The organism is Aeromonas sp. FDAARGOS 1415 (genome assembly GCF_019048365.1).
In the GTDB taxonomy this organism is placed as follows: Bacteria; Pseudomonadota; Gammaproteobacteria; order Enterobacterales; family Aeromonadaceae; genus Aeromonas; species Aeromonas taiwanensis.
Genome location: NZ_CP077363.1, coordinates 3,595,936 through 3,613,918 on the forward strand (window position 1 = coordinate 3,595,936; position 17,983 = coordinate 3,613,918).

The window sequence follows — 17,983 nt, forward strand, 5'->3', positions numbered from 1 at the left end:
TGGATGAGCGGCTCACGTCGCCCCGGCAGACACGCCTCCCCCCTTACCTTGCCCACGAGGGCAGCACCAGAGAGGGATGATGACCATGACCGGCTGTTTTCACTGTGGTGAACCGGTTCCCACTGGCAGTAGTTTTACCCTCGAGATCAAAGGCATAGTGCAGCCCATGTGCTGCCCGGGTTGCCAGGCCGTGGCACAGACCATTCTCGAATGCGGTCTCGCCAGTTACTACGAGCACCGCACCGCCCCGGGCAGCAAGGGGGAACTGGTTCCCGCCGAACTGGCCGCCCTCACCCACTACGATCTCGCCGAGGTACAGCAGGACTTCGTCACCGAGGCGGGGACCCTGCGGGAGATCCAGCTCACCGTGGAGGGGCTGACCTGCGCCGCCTGCGCCTGGCTCATCGAACGCCATCTGATGGGGTTTCCCGGCCTGCACTATGTCAACGTCAACACCACCACCCACAGGGCGCGCATCAAATGGGATCCTGACAAGCTCTCTTTAAGCGACATTCTCAAGGGATTTGCCAAGGTTGGCTATCGCGCCTACCCCTTCCAGACCCACCAGCAGGAGGCGATCTACGCCCGCGAGGTGCGCAGCTACATGTTCCGCATGGCGCTGGCGGGGCTCGGCTCCATGCAGGTGATGATGTGTGCCGTGGCGCTCTACATGGACCTCTTCATCAGCGTGGAAGAGGAGTTCATGATCTACTTCAAGTGGATAAGCCTGCTGCTCTCCACCCCCATCATGATCTACTCGGCTCAGCCCTTTTACGTGGGTGCCTGGAGAAGCCTGAAGCAAGGTCACCTCTCCATGGACGTCTCGGTGTCACTTGCGCTGATAGGCGCCTTCGTCGCCTCCATCTGGGCCACGGTTTTCAACACCGGCGAGGTCTATTACGACTCCATCACCATGTTCGTCTTCTTCCTGTTGCTGGGGCGCCTGCTCGAGCTGCGGGCCAGGCGCAAGGCGTCGGAGTCCAGCTCCAACCTGGCGCGTCTGGTGCCCATCATGGCTACCCGCATCGATGATGACGGCGAACACGAGGTGGCGGCCAAGACCCTGCGGACAGGAGACAGGGTCCGGGTGCTGGCCGGGGCCACCCTCCCCGCCGACGGCATCATCCTCCAGGGCCAGGCCAGCCTCAACGAGTCCATGCTGACCGGCGAGCAGCTACCCCTGCTCAAACAGGCGGGGGATCCCGTCTTCGCCGGCACCATCAACACGGACGCGCCCCTGGAGATCCGGGTCAGCCACGCCATCGAGGAGTCCCGCCTCGCCCAGATCATGCGGCTGCAGGATCATGCGCTGGACGACAAGCCCGCCATCGCCCAGCTGGCGGACGTGCTGTCGCGCCACTTTATCCTGGTGCTCTTGCTCATTGCGGCAGCGGTCTGGACCTTCTGGCACTTTCATGAACCCGAGCGGGCGTTCTGGGTCACCCTGGCGGTGCTGGTGGCCACCTGCCCCTGCGCCCTCTCGCTGGCCACCCCGACCGCGCTGACCTCGGCCACCGCCCACCTCACCCGCAGCGGTATCCTGCTGCGCCGTGGCCACGTGCTGGATGTGCTCACCCGCGCCAACCGGGTGGTGATGGACAAGACGGGCACCCTGACCACGGGCAACATCAGCCTGGTGAACGTTCAGCCCTTGGCCGAGCTCGATGACGCCCGCTGCCTTGCCATCGCCCAGGCCTTGGAGGCCTACTCCGAGCACCCCATCGCCCGCGCGTTTCGCAGTCAGCCGGTGGCGGACGGAGTGCTGCTCGCAGCAAGTGACGTCACCCCCGTGATCGGCCACGGCATTCAGGGGCAGATCGAGGGCACCTCGTACCGGGTAGGCAGTGCCCGCTGGCTGGATCTGTCCGATCAAGAGCACGCCGACATGGCAAGCCCGCAGGAGGTGCCCGGGGATCTCGTCGTCTATCTTGCCGACGACCACAGGCTGCTCGCCCGCTACACCCTGGCCGACACGGTGCGTGCCGATGCCGGCGCCCTGATCCAGGCTTTCAGGCAAGCCGGCCTGCAGACCACCATGCTGACCGGGGACGGCTCGGCCCAAGCAGACAAACTGGCCCGCGAACTCGGGGTCGACGAGCTGGTCAAGGGGGTGACCCCGGACGGCAAGCTCGCCTACCTCAAGACCCGGGAAGCGGCCGGGGATATCAGCATCATGGTGGGTGACGGCATCAACGACGCCCCGGTGCTCGCGGGAGCGCACGCCTCTTTCGCCATGGCGGGGGGCACGGATCTCGCCAAGAACAGTGCCGACGCCATCCTGCTGGCCGACGATCTCTCCCGCCTGCTGGCGGCCCGCGCCCTGGCGCTTCGCACCCGCCAGATCATCAAGGAGAACTTCGCCTGGTCCATCGGCTACAACCTGCTGGTGCTGCCGCTGGCGGCGAGCGGCTGGCTGCCCCCCTACCTGGCGGCGGCGGGGATGTCGTTGAGCTCCCTCATCGTGGTCACCAACTCCATGCGGCTCAACCGATGAACCGCTCAGACGGCGGTGCCTCCCCTTTCTGGCCGCAGACATCCAGCCCCCGCCGAGTGGTCATGACCGTTTTCATCACAGGGCCCTTGCCATGAATATAATCTTCGTCCTCATCCCCATCGCCATCCTGTTCGTCATCATCGCGGGCGTTGTCTTCTTCTGGGCCATTCGCTCCGAGCAGTTCGAGGATCTCGACAGGCAGGGATCCAACATCCTGTTTGACGAGGAGCAGCCCGCCCAGCGAGAGAAAAAGTCAGACGATCACGGCGAAGATGATGGCAAACAATCTTGATCTCCTGGGGGCCCTGCTGGTGGGACTGGCGGGCTCCGGCCACTGCATCGCCATGTGCGGCGGCGTCTCGGCGGCCCTCTCCATGGCCATACCCGCCGACCGGCAGCATTTCTGGGGACGGCTTTGCTACCTGCTCAACTACAACCTCGGCCGGATCCTGAGCTATGTGATCGCCGGCGCTCTGGTGGGGGGCTTGCTGGCCACCACCAGCGAGCTGGGGGCAGGCAAGCATGCCCTGGCGGTCCTGCGCGTAATTGCGGCCCTGCTGATGATAGCGCTTGGCCTCTATCTCGCAGGCTGGTGGCAGGGCGTACTGCTGCTAGAGCGTATCGGCGCAAAATTCTGGCCACTCATCAAGCCGCTGGCGGGCAAGTTCATCCCCTTCTCCAGTGCCCTGCAGGCCCTGCCGTTTGGCATGGTATGGGGCTGGCTCCCCTGCGGTCTGGTCTACTCCATGCTGACCTGGAGCGCGGCGGCTGGCTCTGCCGGCGGCGGGGCGCTCATCATGCTCTTTTTCGGCCTGGGTACCCTGCCAACCCTGTTTGCCCTGGGGGGGCTTGCCGATCGGCTGCGCTACTGGCTGACCCTGCGCAGCCTGCGTCTTGGGGGCGCCCTGCTGCTCATGGCATACGGACTTCATACCCTCTGGATCGGGCTGGCATCCTTTTGAAGCCCTATCCAAAACGGATGAGTTGGTGGTAAACTTGTTTGATATAAATCAATTATTCATATGAGCCTATGATCCCGGACAAGAAACCTGGCAGACGTATTCAGAGCGGTGGCTGTGCAATTCATTGCCAGGATTGCAGCATCAGCCAGCTCTGCATCCCCTTCACCCTGAACGACACCGAGCTCGATCAGCTGGACAGCATCATCGAGCGCAAGAAGCCGATCCAGAAGGGCGAAGAGTTGTTCAAAGCCGGCGATGAACTGAAGTCGCTCTACGCCATCCGTTCCGGGACCATCAAGTCATATACCATCACCGAACAGGGTGACGAGCAGATCACCGCCTTCCACCTCGCCGGGGATCTGGTCGGTTTCGATGCCATCCACAAGCAGGCACACCCCTCCTTCGCCCAGGCGCTGGAAACCGCCATGGTGTGCGAGATCCCGTTCGACGTGCTCGACGATCTCTCTGGCAAGATGCCCAAACTGCGCCAGCAGATCATGCGTCTGATGAGCAACGAAATCATGGGGGATCAGGAGATGATCCTGCTGCTCTCCAAGAAAAATGCCGAAGAGCGCCTCGCCGCCTTCCTGCACAACCTGTCGGTACGCTTCTCCGAGCGCGGTTTCTCCGCCAAGGAGTTCCGTCTCTCCATGACCCGGGGCGACATCGGCAACTACCTCGGCCTCACCGTCGAGACCATCAGTCGTCTGCTCGGCCGTTTCCAGAAATCCGGCCTCATCAGCGTCAAGGGCAAGTACATCACCGTATTGGACCACACGGCCCTCGGCATCATGGCCGGTGCCACTCGTCCCCCCTGCGGCTGACCTGCTCTCCGCCCACCTGAATCTCAGCCGGATCTGTTCACCCTGAAATTTGATCCGGCACACCTTCCCGACGCCCCCCTTGGACTAAGCTGTAATGGCTAAAGAGTTGCCATCATTGGCCTTTTTGCCAAGGAGGAGAACATGGTCAAGTACCGAAACATTCTGGTGGTGATCAACCCGGAAGAGGAGCGCCAGATCGCCCTCGAGCGCGCGGTCAAGGTCGCCGAGCTGGAGCAGGGCGCCCAGCTGACCCTGCTCCTGACGATTTACGACTTCTCGTATGAAATGACTGCCATGCTGTCGGCTGACGAGCGGGAAGAGATGCGCCACGGTGTCATCGCCCAGCGGCGGGAGTGGCTCGACGAGATCCTCCAGCCCTACCGAGACAAAGGGGTGGAGTGCGAGGTGAAGGTGCTGTGGCACAACCGTCCCTTCGAGTGCGTCATTCAGGAGGTGCTGGAGCAGCGCCACGATCTGGTGGTCAAGGCGACCCACAAGCACTCCTTCCTGCAAACCTTCATCTTCACCCCGACCGACTGGCACCTATTGCGCAAGTGCCCCTGCCCTGTCCTGCTGGTGAAGGAGGGTCACTGGCAACGGGGTGGCAGCCTCATCGCCGCCATCAACTGCTCGAGCGATGACAAGGAACAGAAGGTCTTGAACGATCGCATCACCCGCGAGGGGATCGCCATCGCCGAACTGCTCGGCGCCAACCTCTATCTGGTCAACACCTACCCGGGGACCCCGGTCAACGTGGCCATCGAGCTGCCCGAATTCGATCCCAACGCTTACAACGACGCCATTCGCAAGCACCATGAAGATCTGCTGCGGGAACACGCCGATCAGTTCGGCATCAACCACATGTGGACCAAGGTGGCAGAAGGCCTGCCCGAAGAGGTGCTGCCGGACATGGCGGACGAGCTCAAGGCCACCCTGATGATCATGGGTTGCGTCGGTCGTACCGGGCTCTCCGCCGCCCTGCTCGGCAACACGGCGGAACACGTGGTCGACAGGCTCAACTGCGATATCCTCATCCTCAAGCCCGACGATTACAGCTGCCCGGTGGATGACAGGCGGCATACTGCATAAGCGTTTCTTGCCCTCCCCCGGGACATGGCTATAATAAGCCGCTTATTTTTGTCCCGGGTTTGAGGCCATGCTAGAAGAGCTTAACGCCAAAGAGAAATACAGTTTCAACAAGCTGCAGAAACGCCTGCGGCGCAACGTGGGCCAGGCCATCGCCGACTTCAACATGATTGAAGAGGGCGACAAGATCATGGTGTGCCTGTCTGGCGGCAAAGACAGCTTTGCCATGCTCGACATCCTGATGAGCCTGAAGGCCAGCGCCCCCATCCATTTCGATCTCGTGGCCGTCAACCTGGATCAGAAACAACCCGGTTTCCCCGAACACGTGCTGCCGGAATACCTGACCTCCCTCGGCATCGACTTCAAGATCGTGGAAGAAGACACCTACTCCATCGTCAAGGAGAAGGTGCCGGAGGGCAAGACCACCTGCGCCCTCTGCTCCCGCCTGCGTCGCGGCATTCTGTATCGTACCGCCCAGGAGCTGGGTTGCACCAAGATCGCCCTCGGCCACCACCGTGACGATATCCTCGAGACCCTGTTCCTCAACATGTTCTACGGTGGCAAGCTGAAATCCATGCCGCCCAAGCTGGTGAGCGACGATGGCAAGAACGTGGTGATCCGACCGCTCGCCTACTGCAAGGAGAAGGACCTGGTGCGCTATGCCGAGGTCAAGGCCTTCCCCATCATCCCCTGCAACCTGTGCGGCTCTCAGGAGAACCTGCAGCGCCAGGCCATCAAGCAGATGATGCAGGAGTGGGATCGTCGCTTCCCCGGTCGTCTCGAGACCATGTTCACCGCCATTCAGGACGTGATCCCGAGCCACCTGCTCGATCACCAGCTGTTTGACTTCAAGAGCATCAACCGCGACTCCGGCATCATCGACGGTGGCGACAAGGCATTCGATCCGCCCGAATTGCCCAAGGCCCCCCTGCTGGACATCGACGAGATGGACATGCTGGACGTGATCGAGGTGCGTTGAGCCCCGTCACCCACAAAAAAGGAGCGCCTGGCGCTCCTTTTTTATTTCGCTACATAAGCATAAACGGATTGTCGCCCTTACCCCTTGTGCAGCCAGGGGGTCAGACGCAGGACTTCTCCCTGCAGTTGCAACTTGCCACCGGCAAACGCTGCCAGCTGGGCGTTGCTGAGAAGCAGCTGCCCTTCCTGCCAGGAGACGGCCTCCTGACGGGCGCCCTCGACCAGGTAGGCCGTCCCTGAAGGCGCCACCAGGGAGAGACGCACCCCTTCCATCTTCGGCAGGAAATACTTGCCGACCATGCCGGCCATTTTGTCGAGCAACTGCTGCATCTGCTGCTGACGCAGGGTGATCTCCGCCAGCGGCATCTCGGGGGTGGCGGGCGCATCGGCCATCACCTGCACCGACATGTCGCAGGCTACGTGCGGCTCGCTGAGCCCGACCACCACGGTCGCCTTGTCGAGGTTGAGATCGTCGTCATAGGGCAGCCGCAGTTCGCTGTCCACCGTGACCTCGGCGGGCACGTCCCTGTCCGGGGTCGAGACCCTGGCCGAGGTGAGCAGGCAACGCTGGCCGTTTTGCTGACTGGTCAGGTAAAAGCCCAGCCTGGCGTGACCGAACTCCCCCTTGGCGAACGTCTTCATCTGGCTGTAGAAGGTGCCGTACGCCAGCTCCAGCGACGGCGCCGCCTGCCCCAGCATGGGAGCCAGCAGCAGCGCGGCCGCCAACCCGTATCGATTCTGCATGTGCCATCCTTTTTCATCGCGCAGCATAGTGCGCCGACATTGGCGACAGCCTGACAACCCTGTCCGTCAGGCGTTGAAGTGATCCGGCCCCTGCCCGCCAGCGTTGTCCGCCACCTCGGTCACCTCCACGGCGACCCCGCACAGATCCCGGTAGAGGATCCCCTTGCAGTTGAAGTAGAGGGGAGCCACCCAGATAAGCCCCAGCCCCATGGGGATGAGCGCCAGGAAGAAGAGCGCCAGCATGATCCCGTGCAGCAGCACTATGCTGGGCCAGCCGCGGGCAAACAGCTTGAGGGAGACCAGAATGGCCTGGGCTGGCGACAGGCCGCGCTCCAGTACCAGGGGGACGGTGAACACCAGCCCCATGCCCACCAAAGCAGAGGGGATGAAGGCCAGCATCACCGGCAGGCCCACCAGTTCGAACAGGGGGCCGAACAGGCTGGTGATGAGGCTGCCGAGCAGGCTCAGGCTGCCCAGACGCAGGAAATGACGGAAGAAGTCGAACACCTGGCCGGGCCGGGCACGGACGCCGACCGACTGTTGCAGCCCCAGCATGTCGAGGGAGGAGGTCATGGGAGACATGATCACCGTGATGAGCAGGCTGAGGATCAGGGCCATGTCCATGTCACCGCCCTCCTGGGCAACATAGGGGGCCAGCAGGGTGTTGCTCAGCAGGATCCAGATTGCCATGACCCCGACGATGGCCAGCGCCAGACCGAAACCGGTGCGCCGGGTCTGTTGCCACGCCTCTTTCAGCACCCCAGGCAAGTCCAGACGGTATCCCTGGCTGAGGGACTGTTCGAGGGTACCACCGATCCGCATTCTATTACTCAATTGACTATCCAACATTCACTGACGACTGATCCAAGGTGGCACATTATAGCGGTTTGACCGGGCATGCGTAGCCGTTTTTCCTGTTATGTTCCGTTCAGAAAGCCATTGATACCAGCGGCAAAAACCCTTGTTCCCCCCTGCTTGGCCCCCGGTGACGACGGGCGTAGGATGACGGCTGGACTCGGCAGACGCCGCGCCTCTCATTCACGGAGTCTTTCCCCTCATCGTTCACACAAGGAGTACGCCATGTCCGAACTGACCCTCTATCTTGCGCCAGGTACCTGCGCCATGGCGGTGCGCATCGCCCTGGTGGAGGCCAACGCCCCGCACCGGATCCAGCGTCTTGACCTCGCCGCCGGCGAGCAGCGCTCCCCCGCCTATCTGGCCATCAACCCCAAGGGCCGGGTGCCGGCGCTGGTGACCGAGCGCGGCGTCCTGACCGAAACGCCGGCGCTGCTGCTCTATGTCGCCCAGCGCTTCCCAGAGGCGCAGCTGGCCCCCCTGGACGATCCCTTCCTGCTGGCCCGCATGCAGGAGGTGCACAGCTTCCTGGCCTCCACCGTTCACGTCGCCCATGCCCACGGGCGCCGGGCCAGCCGCTGGGCCGATGACGCGCAGGCCATCGCCGCCATGCAGGCCAAGATGCCCCGGAACATGCGCGACGGTTTCTCCGAGATAGAGCGCCACTACCTGGCCGGCCCCTGGGTGCTGGGGGAGCGCTTCAGCCTGGCCGACATCTATCTGTTCGTGGTTGCAGGCTGGCTGGCAAGCGATGGGGTGGACATCGCCGAGTTTCCCAAGGTGGCGGCCCATCATGGGCGCATGCTGGCGCGCCCCGCCGTGCAGGAGGCGCTCGCCGTCTGACTCTCTCCTGCAGGCGCCGCGGTTCCTCCCCGGGGCAGCGGTGCCCATGACCAAACGGGTGCTCTTCTGGCACCCGTTTTACGTTTTTCCTGCGCCTCATTGAGATCGTTTTCACATTTTCTTCATCTGTGCCTAGACCCGTTAACGGTTAGCGCCTATCTTTCGCCCCAACGACGCAACCGGTTGCGTAACCGGTTGCCCCGCTCAATATCCGATATGCGGTCACAGACCGCCGAGGTGCTGTATGAAACGAGGCAAGCTGCTCAATGCCCCCCTAAGTGCGCTGGTCGCCCGGATGGGCCACACCGACGAGATCACCGTCTGCGACGCGGGCCTGCCCATCCCGGCCGGCCCCGAGCGCATCGATCTGGCGCTGATGGCGGGCACCCCCAGCCTCACCACTGTGCTGACCGCCCTGCTCACCGACCTGGTGGTGGAGAAGGTGATCATGGCGAGCGAGATCAGGGAGATCAGCCCGGATGCCCACCAGGCTCTGGTGGAGCAGATAGAGGCCCACGCCCTGGCACAGGGCAAGCCCATTGCCATCGAATACTGCCTGCACGAGGCGTTCAAGGCCCGCTCCCGTCAGAGCAAGGCCATCGTGCGCAGCGGCGAGGTCACCCCCTACGCCAACCTGATCCTCTGCGCCGGCGTGGCGTTCTAAGCCTTGAAGGAATCAGTCATGAGTACAACCCCCTCGCCCATTCTGTCGCTCAGCGGGATCGTCAAGACCTTCCCCGGCGTGCGGGCGCTCGATGAGGCAGGCCTCAAGGTCTACCCGGGCCAGGTGATGGCCCTGCTCGGCGAAAACGGCGCCGGCAAGTCCACCCTGATGAAGGTACTGACCGGCATCTATCAGGCCGACAGCGGCACCATCAGTTATCGCGGCCAGCCGGTCCACTTCAAGGGACCGCGCGACTCCCAGGATCAGGGGATCAGCATCATCCACCAGGAGCTGAACCTGCTGCCGGAATTGTCGATTGCCGCCAACATCTTCCTCGGCCGCGAGCCGCGCACCCGTTTCGGCAGCATCGACCACAAGCAGCTTCGGGAACGGGCCAGTGGCCTCCTGGCACGTCTCGGGGTCAAGCACGGGCCGGACACCCGGCTCGGGGATCTATCCATCGGCGAGCAGCAGATGGTGGAGATCGCCAAGGCACTGTCGTTTGATGCCAGCGTCATCATCATGGACGAACCCACCGATGCCCTGACCGACACCGAAACCGAGCAGCTGTTCAAGGTCATCCGCGAGCTGCGCGAGCAGGGCTGCGGCATCGTCTACATCTCCCACCGCCTGAAGGAGATCTTCGAGATCTGCGATCGGGTCACCGTGCTGCGGGACGGCAAGTGGATTGGCGAGCAGGCGGTGAGCGATCTCGACGAAGACAGGATCATCGAGATGATGGTGGGTCGCCGGCTGGAGGAGCAGTACCCGCGCCTGGTGCGCGAGCTCGGCCCGGTCAGCCTGCAGGTAAAAGACCTGGCCGGCCCCGGCGTGCGCGGGGTGAGCTTCTCCCTGCGCCAGGGGGAGATCCTGGGCTTCAGCGGCCTCATGGGCTCCGGGCGCACCGAGCTGATGAAGCTTATCTACGGTGCAAGCCCCATCAGTGCCGGCCAGGTGACCGTGGATGGCCATGCCCTGGCCCCCAGGGGGCCGGCCGATGGCCTGGCCGCCGGCATCGCCTACATCTCCGAGGATCGCAAGGGTGACGGCCTGGTGCTGGAGCTCTCGGTGCGGGAGAACATGAGCCTGTGCGCTCTCGGCGAGTTCATCCGCGGCGGCAAGATTGACGGCCAGGCCGAACGCCAGGCGGTGGGCGACTACGTACGCCTGTTCAACATCAAGACCCCGAGTCAGGACCAGCTCATCAAGCTGCTCTCGGGCGGCAACCAGCAGAAGGTAGCCATCGCCAAGGGCCTGCTGACAAGGCCCAAGGTCCTCATCCTAGACGAGCCGACCCGCGGCGTGGACGTGGGGGCCAAGAAGGAGATCTACCAGCTCATCAACCAGTTCAAGAAGGAGGGGATGAGCATCATCCTGGTCTCCTCCGAGATGCCGGAAGTGCTCGGCATGAGTGACCGCATCCTGGTGATGCACGAAGGGCGCATCAGCGCAGAGTTCAATACCCGGGACGCCAATCAGGAGAAACTGATGGCGGCCGCCGTCGGTAAACAGTGGCAAGCAGAGCAAGAGGCAGCACAATGACAACCCAAACCCTTCCCCGCCGCGGCATCATGAGCAAGGCCTGGTGGATCGAGAATAAATCGCTGGTGGCCCTGCTGGTGCTGATCGGCGTGGTCTCCTTCCTGAGTCCGAACTTCTTCACCGCCGACAACCTGCTCAACATCCTGCGCCAGACCTCGGTCAACGCCATCATGGCGGTCGGCATGACCCTGGTCATCCTCACCGCCGGCATCGATCTGTCGGTAGGCTCGGTGCTGGCCCTGTGCGGCGCCCTGGCCGCCAGCATGGTCGCCATGGAACTGCCCATCATGCTGGTGATCCCTCTCACCCTGGGGGCCGGTGCCCTGCTCGGCGGCGTCAGCGGCCTCATCATCGCCAAGGGCAAGGTGCAGGCCTTCATCGCCACCCTGGTCACCATGACGGCCCTGCGCGGCATCACCATGGTCTACACCGAAGGGCGCCCCATCTCCACAGGCTTCAGTGACGGCGCCGATCACTTCGCCTGGATAGGGACCGGCTACCTGTTCGGCCTGCCGGTGCCCATCTGGCTGATGGCCATCGTCTTCCTGCTCGCCTGGTACCTGCTCAACCACACCCGTCTGGGCCGCTACATCTATGCCCTGGGCGGCAACGAATCGGCCACCCGCCTCTCCGGCATCAATGTGGACCGGGTCAAGCTCGCGGTATATGGTCTGTGCGGTGCCCTCTCCGCCCTGGCCGGCCTCATCGTCACCTCCCGCCTCTCCTCGGCCCAGCCGACAGCGGGCATGGGGTACGAGTTGGATGCCATCGCCGCCGTCGTGCTGGGGGGCACCAGCCTGATGGGGGGCAAGGGCCGCATCATGGGGACGCTGATCGGTGCCCTCATTATCGGCTTCCTCAACAACGCCCTCAACCTGCTCGACGTCAGCTCCTATTACCAGATGATCGCCAAGGCCAGCGTGATCTTGCTCGCCGTGATGATCGATAACAAAAGCAACCGTTAACAAGCCACGCCACACACAAGGAATGAAATGATGAAAAAGCTCAATACCCTGCTCGCCGCCGCCATCATGTCCGTGCTGGGCACCGCCCAGGCCGCCGATCACACCCTGGCGATGGTGGTCTCCACCCTCAACAACCCCTTCTTCGTGACCATGAAGGAGGGGGCCGAAGCCAAGGCCAAGGAGCTGGGCTACGACCTGGTGGTACTGGACTCCCAGAATGACCCGGCCAAGGAGCTCTCCAACGTGGAAGATCTCACCGTGCGCAAGGTAGGCGCCATCCTGATCAACCCGACCGACTCCGAAGCCGTAGGCAACGCCATCCGCCTGGCCAACAAGGCCAGCATCCCGGTGCTGACCCTGGACCGCGGCGCGGCGCAGGGTGAGGTCAAGGCCCACATCGCCTCCGACAACGTGGCCGGTGGCAAGCTGGCTGGCGACTTCATCGCCGAGAAGCTGGGCAGCGGCGCCAAGGTGATCCAGCTCGAAGGGATCGCCGGTACCTCCGCCGCCCGCGACCGTGGCGAAGGCTTCGCCCTGGCGGTCACCGCCAACAAGCTGCAGGTGCTGGCCTCCCAGCCCGCCGACTTTGACCGCACCAAGGGTCTGAACGTCATGGAGAACCTGCTGGCCGCCCATCCGACCGCGCAGGCCGTGTTCGCCCAGAACGACGAGATGGCGCTGGGTGCCATCCGCGCCGTACAGGCCGCCGGCAAAGAGGTGATGATCGTCGGCTTCGACGGCACCGACGATGGCAAGGCTGCCGTGGCCAAGGGTAAACTGGCCGCCACCGTGGCCCAGCAACCGGCCCTGATCGGTGCCATCGGCGTGGAAACCGCCGACAAGGTGCTCAAGGGCCAGGCGGTAGATCAGTCCATCCCGGTCCCGCTGCAAATCGTCAGCAAGTAAGCGCGAGGGGGAGGTTCGCCTCCCCCCTTTCTCCATCAGAGCCTCCCGGCCTGGGCCCACTCAGGCCAGGATGTTCTCAACAAGGGTGATAGGAATGAATCGTCTCGTAGTTCTCGGCAGCGTCAATGCGGATCATGTGCTGCGCGTCCCCCACTTCCCCCGCCCCGGTGAAACCCTGACCGGCCACAGCTATCAGGTCGTGCCAGGCGGCAAGGGGGCCAATCAGGCGGTGGCCGCCGCCCGGTTGGGTGCAGAAGTCTCCTTTATCGCCCGCATCGGCGACGACGCCATCGGCCAGCAGATGAAGGCGGGCTTTGCCAAAGACGGCATCGATGTGAGCGCCGTCGAGCTCGACGAACGGCTGCCCACCGGCATCGCCATCATCTATGTGAGCGACGAAGGGGAGAACAGCATCGGCATCTCCGCCGAGGCCAATGGCGCCCTCTCCCCGGCCGTGGTCAAGGGCCACGAGACCATGATCGCCGACGCCCACACCCTGCTGCTGCAGCTGGAAGTCCCCCTCGAGACTGTGCAGGAAGCGGCTCGCCTGGCCAGATCCCACGGCACCCGGGTGGTGCTGAACCCGGCCCCCGCCCGGCCCCTCCCGGCCGAGTTGCTGGGGCTGGTGGACCTCATCACGCCCAACCAGACCGAGGCCGAGCTGCTGACCGGCGTCAAGGTCACGGACGAAGCCAGCGCCCGGGAAGCGGCCAAACGCTTCCACGAGATGGGGATTACGGACGTGATGATCACCCTGGGCTCCCAGGGCGTCTATTGCAGCAACGGGAAACAGCAACAGCTCATTCCAGGCTTTCGGGTCAAGGCGGTGGACACCACGGCCGCGGGGGATACCTTCAACGGCGCCCTGCTGGCAGCCGAGCTGGCCGGCGCCGGCTTCCACGACGCGGTGCGCTTCGCCCACGGCGCGGCGGCGCTCTCGGTAACCCGTTTCGGTGCCCAGAGTTCCATCCCGGGCAAGCAGGATGTCGATGCCTTCCTCCAGGACCAAGCGGCGCAGGGGCACTGATGGCCAATATCAAGGAGGTGGCGGCGCGGGCGGGGGTTTCCACCACCACCGTCTCCCACGTCATCAACGAGACCCGCTTCGTGGCCGAGGAGACCCGGGAGCGGGTCTTCGCCGCCATGCGTGACCTCAACTATGCCCCGAGTCTGGTGGCCCGCAGCCTCAAGGTGAAGGAGACCCACAGTATCGGCATGCTGGTCACCACTTCCAGCAACCCCTTCTTCGCCGAAGTGGTGCGCGGGGTGGAGCGCTACTGCTTCGAGCAGGGCTACAACCTGATGCTGGGCAACACGGAGGGACAGGCAGAAACCGCCCTCTCCTACCTCAGAATGATGCTCAGAAAACGGGTGGATGGCCTGCTCATCATGTGCAGCGAGGGGCAGCAGGAGATGTTCAACCAGCTCGCCTGGCTCAAGAGCCTGCCGGTGGTGGTGATGGACTGGGGCATGGAGAATGGCGAGGTGGATCTCATCGCCGACAACTCTCACCGCGGCGGCTACCTGGCGACCCGCCACCTGCTGGCGCTGGGTCACACCGCCATCGGCTGCATCACGGGCCCCCAGCGTCGGGCCCCCGCCAACCAGCGCCAGGCAGGCTTCGAGCAGGCGATGCAGGAGGCGGGGCTCAGTGTCAATCCGGCCTGGATCCAGGAGGGAGACTTCGACTGCGCCAGCGGTGCCGCCGCCATGGCGCGTCTGCTGGTACTCCCCGAGCGCCCCACCGCCCTCTTCGTCTGCAATGACATGATGGCCATGGGGGTCATCAGCGCCGCCCATCGCGCCGGGCTCGTCATCCCCCGGGATCTCTCCCTGGTCGGCTATGACAACGTGGCCCTGGCCCAGTACATGTCGCCCGCCCTGACCACGGTCAACCAGCCCAAGGAGGAGCTAGGCCGCCTCGCCGTCACCCGGCTGCTGGCCCGCATCAACGGCGAGCAGATAGACAATCGCCGGATCACCGTGGAGCCGGATCTGGTGATCAGAGACTCCTGCGCTCCCCTTCCCCCGGCCCCCGCAGCCTGATCCACGAACACGAAAAGGGCGGCTCGGGCCGCCCTTTTTCGTCTTATCTGCCCGTCAACGGGGCTCTTGCTGCTTGCGCCTGTCGCCCAGCTCCGCCGCGCCCAGGCGGCTCAGGCGTCGCAGCCCCAGCTGTCTGGCCAGGGGCTGCAGCAGGGCGTCGTGATCCGAGGGGTCCGGCAACCAGTAACGAACCGGCCAGCCCGCCCGCAACAGGGTGGGTACACGGCTGCCGAGCTCGCACAGCGCCAGCACGCAGTCATGCCGGCGCACCGTCTCGAGCAGGGCGGCATCCTCCACCAGGGTCGGCAGGGCCAGGATCAGCGCTCCGGGGGGCAAGGGTGGCAGGGAGGCCAGCACGTGGACCAGTTGCGACGGCTGGTTCAGTTCCAGCAACAGTGGCTGCCGATGAGCCTCTTCCAGCAGCAGCCTGGCCATCACCGGACCCAGCACGCCGCGCTCCTGCATCCAGCCCACGTCGCACGCCTGCTGTCCTACCTGCCAACGCGCGCTGATGGCCGTCACCATCTCCCCCCGCTCGTCTTTCAGGGCTTCGCACACCGTCTCCAGGGGCGAAGGCGCGGCGCCCCCCAGCCACTCCCGCAACTGGTGCAACTGCCGCTGGTTCATGCTAAGGGCAGCCTTCATCGACGCCTGGTACCAGACCAGGGTCTCATTGTCCCGTTTGGCGTGGTTCAGGGCCAGGATGGCCTGCTCCAGCAACTGCTCGGCATCCATCTCTTCCTCGGCCTTGGCGACCCCGAAACGGCAGGCGAGATCGAAGCGGCTCTCCCGGGTCACGAACTCGAACTGCAACAGCGCCACCATGGCCGCCATGCGGGCGTCGAGATCACCGGGTTCGGTGGCCAGCACTACGGCGAACTCGTCCCCTCCCAGCCGGTAGGCGTGACCGGGATAGGCTTGCCGCAACCGGGCAGCAACCGCCTGCAGCAGGCGATCACCGACCTGGTAGCCGAGCAGATCATTGACCTGCTTGAACCGCTTCAGATCGAGCACAGCCAGAGCCTGGACCTTGCCGCGCAGCAGGGAAGGTTTGAGCTGCCCCTGCAGGGCCCGGCGGTTGCCGAGCCGGGTCATGGGGTCCAGCAGGGAGAGGCGGCGATTATGCAGGTTGGTGCGGATCAGGGCAAAGACCAGTATCCCCCCCATGATCAACAGGATGAGCTGCCAGATCTGGATCCAGAACAGGCTCTGGCGCAGCTGGTTGAGCGACGCCTCCCGCTCCTGGCCGGAGAGGATCTGATCCCCTATCAGCTCCACCTGGCGGGTGAGACCGGCAATCCTGGCCAGCGACTGGTTGAGGGCCTTCCCCTCTTGCAGCGCACCGGCCTGGATCTGGGGGTCCAGCGCCTTGACCTCGGCAAACAGCCTGGTCAGTACCTCGCCCAAGCCGTGGCGGGAGCGGGCATCCGCCGTCTCCGAGCTGACCAGAAACACATCCAGCCTGTTCCAGAGCAGATCGTAATGCAGGCTCAGGGTCTCCATATCGAGTCCCCCGGCCCGATAGAGGCGTAGATCGTAGAGGAGGCGCTGGGACTCCTGCATCACCTGGCTGATGTTCCAGTGGATATTGCGATAGAACTTGTCGACGAGCTGTTCGTGGCGGCTCTGCAGCAGCAGGCCCCAGACGGATGAGAACAGAAACAGCAGGGAGATGGCTGCAAGCAGCAGGTTGTGGCGCTGTCGACGGCTCACTTGACGACCTCGATGCGGATCGTCTGCCAGACCATGTTGTTGTGGATGGTAGAGACATCCATCTCGGGATGGGCCGAGAGGGGGATGAGCAGCCAGAGGGGGCCCTTGTTGCGGCGGGTGAGCGGCTTGTCATCCTGATAACGCACCAGGGTGAGCGGCACCTTGGCAAACAGGGAGAGATCGACCCGCTGCCGATAGCCGTTGAGCGCCACCACGTCGAGCAGGCTGGCATCGGCGACATGATGCGCCGCCAGCACACTGGCCAGGGTCGGGCCGCGGTAGCGGTGAACGCCGACGGTCCAGGGGGTGGCCGTCTCGAACTCGGCCTGGGGCAAGGCGGCCAGCGCCGCCTCATCGAGGGAGATTTCCTGCTTGTCAGGCAGGATCAATTGCAACAGGGGAGAAGCGGCCTCGGTGCCGAACGAAATCAGCGCCAGGAGAAGAGAGAGGAACCCGTATTGTCGAATCTTCATGATGGTCTTGCCAGTTGCACCCGAGTCTAAGGGCCAGTTTGGCGACTTCACCGGGTCAATGCAACCGTGCTCACTTTCAATCGTTATGAACCACGCATTTCCATCCAGTTGTGACCATCGATCGGTTTGGGCTGGTGCACACCGCAGCTTTGCAGCAACTCGTCCACGAAGGCCGGTACCAGCAGGGAGGCCGGGCCATAACGCTTCTCGTCGAACTGGCTGCCCACTTCACTGGGTTCCAGATTGAGCTCCACTGTGTGGGCACCGTTCAGCCCCGCCTCATGCACGAACCCGGCGGCAGGATAGACGGCGCCAGAGGTACCGATGGAGATGAAGAGATCGCACTGGGCCAGGGCCGAGTAGATACGATCCAGCCCCAGCGGCATCTCGCCGAACCAGACCACGTGGGGGCGCAGCGGCTGGGGGAGCTGGCAGCAGGAGCAGAGCTCGTCCTGATGCAGATCCCCGCGCCATTCGATCACCTGGCCCGACCCCGGGCAGCGGGCCTTGAGCAGCTCCCCGTGCATGTGGATGAGATTCTTGCTGCCGGCGCTCTCGTGCAGGTTGTCGATGTTCTGGGTGATCAGGGTCACGCGTCCCGGCAACAGGCGCTCGAGGCGGGCCAGGGCATAGTGGGCAGGATTGGGATGGACCTCGTCCCGCTGCAACTGATGGCGTCTTGCGTTGTAGAAGCGCTGCACCAGTTCGGGATCCCGTGCATAGCCCTCCGGGGTGGCCACATCTTCCACCCTGTGCTCCTCCCACAGGCCATCGCAGGCCCGGAACGTCTTGATACCGGACTCGGCAGAGATGCCGGCACCGGTGAGGATCACGATATGTTTGGCTGACTGCACCATGGTTGTTCTCCTCCAACGGGTAACAGGCTGA

18 protein-coding genes are annotated in these 17,983 nt (G+C 63.9%); 13 read left to right on the forward strand and 5 right to left on the reverse strand.

Annotation, left to right across the window (positions count from 1 at the left end; translation table 11 throughout):
• Positions 1-85 precede the first annotated feature (85 nt).
• From I6L45_RS16805 to ttcA, 6 genes are all read left to right on the forward strand, one after another.
• Positions 86-2,494, forward strand: a complete 2,409-nt coding sequence (locus tag I6L45_RS16805; RefSeq protein WP_216982693.1) for a heavy metal translocating P-type ATPase — start codon at positions 86-88, stop codon at positions 2,492-2,494.
• Between the two features lie 91 nt (positions 2,495-2,585).
• Positions 2,586-2,786 (forward strand): cbb3-type cytochrome oxidase assembly protein CcoS, encoded by a 201-nt coding sequence (gene ccoS / locus I6L45_RS16810; protein ID WP_216982694.1) that lies wholly within the window; start codon positions 2,586-2,588, stop codon positions 2,784-2,786.
• Complete coding sequence (locus I6L45_RS16815; RefSeq protein WP_216982695.1) at positions 2,770-3,456, forward strand: sulfite exporter TauE/SafE family protein; 687 nt, start codon at positions 2,770-2,772, stop codon at positions 3,454-3,456. Before ccoS ends, I6L45_RS16815 begins: the two co-directional genes overlap by 17 nt.
• 68 nt (positions 3,457-3,524) lie before the next feature.
• Complete coding sequence (locus tag I6L45_RS16820) at positions 3,525-4,280, forward strand: FNR family transcription factor (protein WP_043760407.1); 756 nt, start codon at positions 3,525-3,527, stop codon at positions 4,278-4,280.
• Positions 4,281-4,421: 141 nt separating this feature from the next.
• Positions 4,422-5,369, forward strand: coding sequence for a universal stress protein UspE (gene uspE / locus I6L45_RS16825; RefSeq protein WP_043760404.1), 948 nt, complete (start codon positions 4,422-4,424; stop codon positions 5,367-5,369).
• Positions 5,370-5,436: 67 nt separating this feature from the next.
• Complete coding sequence (ttcA, locus tag I6L45_RS16830; RefSeq protein ID WP_043760401.1) at positions 5,437-6,345, forward strand: tRNA 2-thiocytidine(32) synthetase TtcA; 909 nt, start codon at positions 5,437-5,439, stop codon at positions 6,343-6,345.
• A gap of 77 nt (positions 6,346-6,422) precedes the next feature.
• On the opposite strand, the gene I6L45_RS16835 is transcribed toward ttcA, so the two are convergent.
• Both I6L45_RS16835 and I6L45_RS16840 read right to left on the reverse strand, forming a co-directional pair.
• Complete coding sequence (locus I6L45_RS16835; RefSeq protein ID WP_216982696.1) at positions 6,423-7,088, reverse strand: DUF2987 domain-containing protein; 666 nt, start codon at positions 7,086-7,088, stop codon at positions 6,423-6,425.
• 66 nt (positions 7,089-7,154) lie between these two features.
• Entirely contained in the window at positions 7,155-7,910 is a 756-nt protein-coding gene (locus I6L45_RS16840; RefSeq protein WP_216984233.1) for a hypothetical protein, read from the reverse strand.
• A gap of 258 nt (positions 7,911-8,168) precedes the next feature.
• Between I6L45_RS16840 and I6L45_RS16845 the strand changes: the two genes are divergently transcribed.
• The 7 genes from I6L45_RS16845 (at position 8,169) to I6L45_RS16875 (ending at position 14,909) form a co-directional block, all read left to right on the forward strand.
• Positions 8,169-8,786, forward strand: coding sequence for a glutathione S-transferase family protein (locus I6L45_RS16845; RefSeq protein WP_216982697.1), 618 nt, complete (start codon positions 8,169-8,171; stop codon positions 8,784-8,786).
• A gap of 244 nt (positions 8,787-9,030) precedes the next feature.
• Complete coding sequence (rbsD, locus tag I6L45_RS16850; protein WP_216982698.1) at positions 9,031-9,450, forward strand: D-ribose pyranase; 420 nt, start codon at positions 9,031-9,033, stop codon at positions 9,448-9,450.
• A gap of 18 nt (positions 9,451-9,468) precedes the next feature.
• On the forward strand, positions 9,469-10,992 hold the full coding sequence (rbsA, locus tag I6L45_RS16855) for a ribose ABC transporter ATP-binding protein RbsA (protein WP_216982699.1): 1,524 nt from the start codon (positions 9,469-9,471) through the stop codon (positions 10,990-10,992).
• Positions 10,989-11,957: a ribose ABC transporter permease gene (rbsC, locus tag I6L45_RS16860; RefSeq protein WP_043760387.1), complete on the forward strand. Its 969-nt coding sequence runs from the start codon at positions 10,989-10,991 to the stop codon at positions 11,955-11,957. The genes rbsA and rbsC overlap by 4 nt, the downstream gene beginning before the upstream one ends.
• Positions 11,958-11,987: 30 nt before the next feature.
• Positions 11,988-12,863 (forward strand): ribose ABC transporter substrate-binding protein RbsB, encoded by an 876-nt coding sequence (gene rbsB, locus I6L45_RS16865; protein WP_043760385.1) that lies wholly within the window; start codon positions 11,988-11,990, stop codon positions 12,861-12,863.
• Positions 12,864-12,957: 94 nt separating this feature from the next.
• Positions 12,958-13,890 carry a ribokinase gene (rbsK, locus tag I6L45_RS16870; protein WP_216982700.1) on the forward strand — a complete coding sequence of 311 codons (933 nt, stop codon included), beginning with the start codon at positions 12,958-12,960 and terminating at the stop codon, positions 13,888-13,890.
• Complete coding sequence (locus I6L45_RS16875) at positions 13,890-14,909, forward strand: substrate-binding domain-containing protein (protein WP_216982701.1); 1,020 nt, start codon at positions 13,890-13,892, stop codon at positions 14,907-14,909. The genes rbsK and I6L45_RS16875 overlap by 1 nt, the downstream gene beginning before the upstream one ends.
• A 54-nt stretch (positions 14,910-14,963) precedes the next feature.
• Here I6L45_RS16875 and I6L45_RS16880 read toward each other — a convergent pair whose 3' ends face one another.
• The 3 genes from I6L45_RS16880 to cobB form a co-directional block, all read right to left on the reverse strand.
• Positions 14,964-16,622: a diguanylate cyclase gene (locus I6L45_RS16880; protein ID WP_254204340.1), complete on the reverse strand. Its 1,659-nt coding sequence runs from the start codon at positions 16,620-16,622 to the stop codon at positions 14,964-14,966.
• The gene (locus tag I6L45_RS16885) at positions 16,619-17,098 is read right to left on the reverse strand and encodes a hypothetical protein (RefSeq protein ID WP_216984235.1); all 480 of its coding nucleotides are present in this window, start codon (positions 17,096-17,098) and stop codon (positions 16,619-16,621) included. The genes I6L45_RS16880 and I6L45_RS16885 overlap by 4 nt, the downstream gene beginning before the upstream one ends.
• Positions 17,099-17,178: 80 nt before the next feature.
• Positions 17,179-17,952, reverse strand: coding sequence for a Sir2 family NAD+-dependent deacetylase (gene cobB, locus I6L45_RS16890; protein WP_043760379.1), 774 nt, complete (start codon positions 17,950-17,952; stop codon positions 17,179-17,181).
• Between the last annotated feature and the right edge of the window lie 31 nt (positions 17,953-17,983).